Raw genomic sequence first — 4,456 nt, 5'->3', positions numbered from 1 at the left:
CCTTGCTTGGCCAGCGTGATCGTGATCGCGGCCGTCAGCGTCGTCTTGCCATGGTCAACGTGACCGATGGTGCCGATGTTGCAGTGCGGCTTGTTACGTTCGAACTTTTCCTTGGCCATGGTCTCTACCTTGCGCGCCGGCGGCTATGAATGTGGGTCGTCATATATAGGGAGCTGGAGCGGGTAGCGGGAATCGAACCCGCATCCTCAGCTTGGAAGGCTGCTGCACTACCACTGTGCTATACCCGCCCAATATACCCCATCGGGCTAGCGGGGTCGCGTCGGCTCCCGGTCTCTGGCTTTGGGGCCAAGCCTTGTTGGAGCTCTCGCCGCGCGTGGTGGGGGAAGTAGGACTCGAACCTACGAAGGCGTACGCCAGGGGATTTACAGTCCCCCCCCTTTGCCACTCGGGACATTCCCCCAGCGCGCGGCAGAGTTCTTTCAAAGCGGCCTTTCCAGTCTCGAACCCGCGGCGAGCCGCGCGTCACGAAAAAGGAACAAAAGCTTCCTCGAGACCGGTGAGACGGTGCTAAAGCAGCGCCGCCCTGGCTCGCGGAAACCCTCAGGGCCCCAAATCGGAGCGCGTCTTATAGTGTCCTCTCATTCCGAACGCAACGACCGGAAACCGCCTTCTGCGAAAGGTCGCGATTTTCGCTCCAACCCCAGGAAAACTAACGAGTTTTCCAAGGGCCAAGGTGACGCCAAGGACTGGATCTGGGGCACGCACGCTGTCGAGGCGGCGCTTTCCAACCCCGCCAGGCCCGCGCCAAAACGCCTGTTGGCGACCGCCGACCGCGCCAAGCGACTCAGCCCCGATCTGGCCAAGGCGTCCTTTCTGACGGTCATGGAAGGCGCCGAGATTGCTCGCCAGCTGCCGCCCGGCGCGGTGCACCAGGGCATCGCGCTGAAGATCGACGAGCCCGAGGCGCTGTCGGTCTATGACCTGGGCATGCCGGCTCAGGGCCTGTTGGTGATGTTCGACCAGATCACCGACCCCCAGAACATCGGCGCCATCTTCCGCTCGGCCGCCGCGTTCGGCGCGCGCGGCGTGATACTCCAGGACCGCCATGCCCCCGCCCTGTCAGGCGTGCTGGCCAAGACCGCCGTCGGGGCGATCGACAAGATACCCTATGCCCGCGTGGTCAATCTGTCCCGCGCCCTGGAAGAACTGAGCGACCTGGGCTGGCGGGCCGTGGGTCTGGCTGGCGAGGCCGAACAAACCCTGGACCAGGTTCTGGACGGCCGCCCGACGGTTCTGGTGCTGGGATCGGAAGGCGAAGGCGTCCGACGCTTGGTTGCCGAACATTGTGATGCGATGGGAAAAATTGCCATGCCGGGCGGGTTTGAGAGCTTGAACGTGTCTGCGGCGGCAGCGGTGGCGCTCTACGAAGCGTCAAAAGTTCGCCCGTAGGAAGAAACCAGTTCGTGAATCTCTCTTAACCGTTTTGATTTCGTCGCGATGACGTGGTTCTCTCAACGCTTGTTCCTACAGGCGACGCTTGCCGGGAGTTCGAACATGGGATCGGGGGACCCGATGTTGCATAACAAAGTCCGTTTGACGGCTCTGGCCGGATGCGCGGTTGGGGTTTTGGTGGTGGCCGGTTGCGGCGCGCGCGAACCTGTCGAGGCGCCGCCCGCCTCGGCCGCGCCGGGATATGGCGCGACCCAGACCCCCGAGCTGATGGGCGCCGCGCCGAGCGAGACCACGCCGGCCGACGGCCTGCTTGGCGGCCCCGCGGCTTCGACCCTGCCGGTCGCCGCGCCGGTCCCCGTGTCCAGCCACCCCGGTCTGAAAACCTGGCGGCGCGCCGACGGCACCCTGGTGACCGCCATGGCCCCGATCGCCAATCCCAAGCATAGGGTCGTGCATTATAAGCCGCGCGCCGTCGCGCATCACGCCGCCATCGCCGCGCCACGGCCCGTGGGCAAGTCGGCGCCCGCGCCGGTCGCTCATCCGGTGATCAAGCCCGCCGTCAGGCCCGTGGCCGTGGCGCCAACTCCGGCCCCGGTGAAGCCCGTCGCCGCCGTCAAACCCGGCGCCGCTGTGGCCAAGGCCCCGACCCCGACCCCGACCCCGGCCATCGTCGCGCCGGTCAAGGCCGCGCCGCCGAAGGTCCTCACCAAGCTACAGAAGCTGCAAGCGGCCGTGGCGCCGGAAGCCACCAAGGGCGCCGTCCTGGCCTCGGGAGAAAGCCTGGCCCAGGGCAAGGAGGGCCAGGTCACCTTGTCCCTGCCCGCCACCCTCGGCGACATGATCAAGAAGGAAGCCGCCAAGCTGGGCCTAACCAAGGCGGCCAAGAAGACCAGCGCCTATGCCGACCTGCAGGGCGAAGGCTACCAGATCACCCCGAACGGCCGCCAGACCGCCGTGGTAAAGCCGGGTGAAGCCCCGACCTTCGCTTGGCAGGTCAAGCCCACCGACAAGGCGACCGGCGCGTTGAAAACCGAATTCGGCGTCGAGCTGAACGGGACCAAGCCCGCCCAAGGCTTCTCGCTCGGCTCGATCGCCAAGCAGGTCGCACCGATGCGCGAGAAGGTTCAGGAAGCCACCAAGGGCTTCAAGTTCGCCCTGCCCAGCCTGGGCGGCTTCGAGACCATCGACGTGCCGGGCCTGGGCAAGGTCCAAGGCAAGTCGGTGCTGGGCGGCGCCCTGGTGCTGCTGGCCCTGCTGATCCTGGTCGCGATCGCCCGCAACGCCTCGGCCTCGAGGACCCGAGCCGAGCGCCAGCGCAAGTTCCGCACCCTGACCGACTACGGCCGCAACGAGATGGAATTCGGAGCGCCGCCGCAATCGGCCAGCGTCAACTATGTGAACCCGATGGTGGCCGCCGCTGGTGGCGCCTTGGCCGGCGCAGCGGTGGCCACTGCGGTCAACCACCACGGCCATGACGATCACGCTCGTGACGACCATGGTCATGACAGTCCTGAGCACGACGCCCATGCTGGCGACCCCGCTCGCGACGATCACGGCCATGAGACCCACGCCGAACCGGACCACCACGACCACCCCCATGACGGTCATCATGTCGTCGCGCCGGCCGGAGAGGCCCTGCCTGTCAGCGGTCACGACCACGCCGAGGTCCATCCCGTCGAGCACGCGGACGATCACGACGCCCATGCCGACCATGGTCAACATGTCGAAGGCCGCGAGACCCACAAGGAACTCGAGCCCGCGCACTAGGCGATGCTTGCCAGACCGCCCAGCCTGACGCATTGAAGCCGCATGTTTGATGCGCTCATAGCCCAGGTGGGCGGGCTGGATGGTCCGTTCGCGGCCTTCCTGTCCGTCCTGATGATCGACCTTGTCCTCGCGGGCGACAACGCTGTGGCCGTTGGCCTGGCGGCCGGCGGCCTGCCGGTCAAGGATCGCCGCAAGGTCATCCTGTACGGCCTGGGCGCAGCGGTCGTGCTCCGCATCGGCTTCGCCCTGATCACCACCTGGCTGCTCGGCGTCATTGGCCTGCTGCTGGCCGGCGGCGTGCTGTTGCTGTGGGTCTGCTGGAAGATGTGGCGCGAGCTGCGCGAGCAGTTCACCCACGACCAGGCGGACGCGCGGGCGATGCTGGACAATGATCCAACCACCGAGCCCCACGTCAAACCGGCCAAGAGCTTCAAGCAAGCCTTCCTGCAGGTGTTGATCGCCGACGTCTCGATGTCGCTGGACAATGTGCTGGCCGTGGCCGGCGCCGCCCGCGAGCACCCCGCCATCCTGGTGTTTGGCCTGCTGCTGTCGATCGCCCTGATGGGCCTGGCCGCCAGTGCGATAGCCAACTTGCTGCACCGGTTCCGCTGGATCGGCTTCATCGGCCTGGCCATCGTGCTCTACGTGGCCGGCCACATGATCTGGGAAGGCCACCGCAGCGTGGTCATGGATCTGGACAAGACCGCCGCCTACAACGCCGCCGCGCCGTCGATCATCGACATCACGCCGGCCGAGCTCGCCGCGCACCTCAAGCATAAGAAATGACCAGGCCAGTCGGCCTGATGGTTCGGCTGGCGGCGCTCAGCGGCTTCCTGGGCGTGGCCTTCGGCGCCTTCGCCGCCCATGGGGCCAAGGATGCCCGCGCCGCCGAGCTGCTGCACACTGGCGCGCTCTATCAGATGATCCACGCCCTGGCGGTGTTCTGCTGGCTGGCGGCGCGGAGAGCCGGCGGCAAGGCGGACTTGTGGACGCCGAGCCTCTTCCTGACTGGCTCGGTGCTGTTCTCGGGCTCGCTCTACGCCATGGCCTTCGGCGCGCCGCGTATCCTGGGAGCGATCACGCCACTGGGCGGCCTGTGCTTCTTGGCTGGCTGGCTGATCCTGGCCTGGCGGGCTGGCGCGGTTGCGGACACCGCCGACTAGGCCGTAGTGACGATTTAGGATTCCCATCGAGAGGCGGTTCTGATTCAACGCTGCTTTTTGGAGGCGGTGTTGGAAGGCGAAGTTCTTCGGGACGATCAGTGGGCTCGGATCGA

The 4,456-nt window shown here is 66.6% G+C and carries 5 protein-coding genes and 2 tRNA genes; 4 read left to right on the top strand and 3 right to left on the bottom strand.

All coding sequences use genetic code 11. The features are described from left to right. The 3 genes from ACP696_RS20020 to ACP696_RS20010 form a co-directional block, all read right to left on the bottom strand. Window positions 1-119: GTP-binding protein (locus ACP696_RS20020; RefSeq protein WP_426013779.1), on the bottom strand; the 119-nt coding region annotated here is incomplete at its 3' end. Between the two features lie 55 nt (window positions 120-174). After that, window positions 175-248 (bottom strand) — tRNA-Gly (locus tag ACP696_RS20015). A gap of 87 nt (window positions 249-335) precedes the next feature. After that, window positions 336-421, bottom strand: a tRNA-Tyr gene (locus ACP696_RS20010). 170 nt (window positions 422-591) lie between these two features. Here ACP696_RS20010 and rlmB point away from each other — a divergent pair. The 4 genes from rlmB (at window position 592) to ACP696_RS19990 (ending at window position 4,343) form a co-directional block, all read left to right on the top strand. Next, window positions 592-1,410, top strand: coding sequence for a 23S rRNA (guanosine(2251)-2'-O)-methyltransferase RlmB (gene rlmB / locus ACP696_RS20005; RefSeq protein WP_426013275.1), 819 nt, complete (start codon window positions 592-594; stop codon window positions 1,408-1,410). A 123-nt stretch (window positions 1,411-1,533) separates the two neighbouring features. Next, window positions 1,534-3,180: a hypothetical protein gene (locus tag ACP696_RS20000; RefSeq protein WP_426013276.1), complete on the top strand. Its 1,647-nt coding sequence runs from the start codon at window positions 1,534-1,536 to the stop codon at window positions 3,178-3,180. A gap of 42 nt (window positions 3,181-3,222) precedes the next feature. Beyond that, window positions 3,223-3,966, top strand: a complete 744-nt coding sequence (locus ACP696_RS19995; protein WP_426013278.1) for a TerC family protein — start codon at window positions 3,223-3,225, stop codon at window positions 3,964-3,966. Next, window positions 3,963-4,343, top strand: a complete 381-nt coding sequence (locus ACP696_RS19990; RefSeq protein WP_426013280.1) for a DUF423 domain-containing protein — start codon at window positions 3,963-3,965, stop codon at window positions 4,341-4,343. Before ACP696_RS19995 ends, ACP696_RS19990 begins: the two co-directional genes overlap by 4 nt. Window positions 4,344-4,456: the final 113 nt, after the last annotated feature.

Origin of the sequence: Caulobacter sp. DWR3-1-2 (assembly GCF_049896225.1) — a bacterium.
Taxonomy (GTDB): Bacteria; Pseudomonadota; Alphaproteobacteria; order Caulobacterales; family Caulobacteraceae; genus Caulobacter.
Note: the sequence above shows the minus strand (reverse complement) of the source record. Positions and strands in the feature narration are given on the sequence as shown.

Bases quoted from the DNA above. Each gene is read 5' to 3' on its own strand.
- ACP696_RS20000 (WP_426013276.1), top strand. From the start codon at position 1,534: ATGTTGCATAACAAAGTCCGTTTGACGGCTCTGGCCGGATGCGCGGTT.
- ACP696_RS19995 (WP_426013278.1), top strand. From the start codon at position 3,223: ATGTTTGATGCGCTCATAGCCCAGGTGGGCGGGCTGGATGGTCCGTTC.
- ACP696_RS19990 (WP_426013280.1), top strand. From the start codon at position 3,963: ATGACCAGGCCAGTCGGCCTGATGGTTCGGCTGGCGGCGCTCAGCGGC.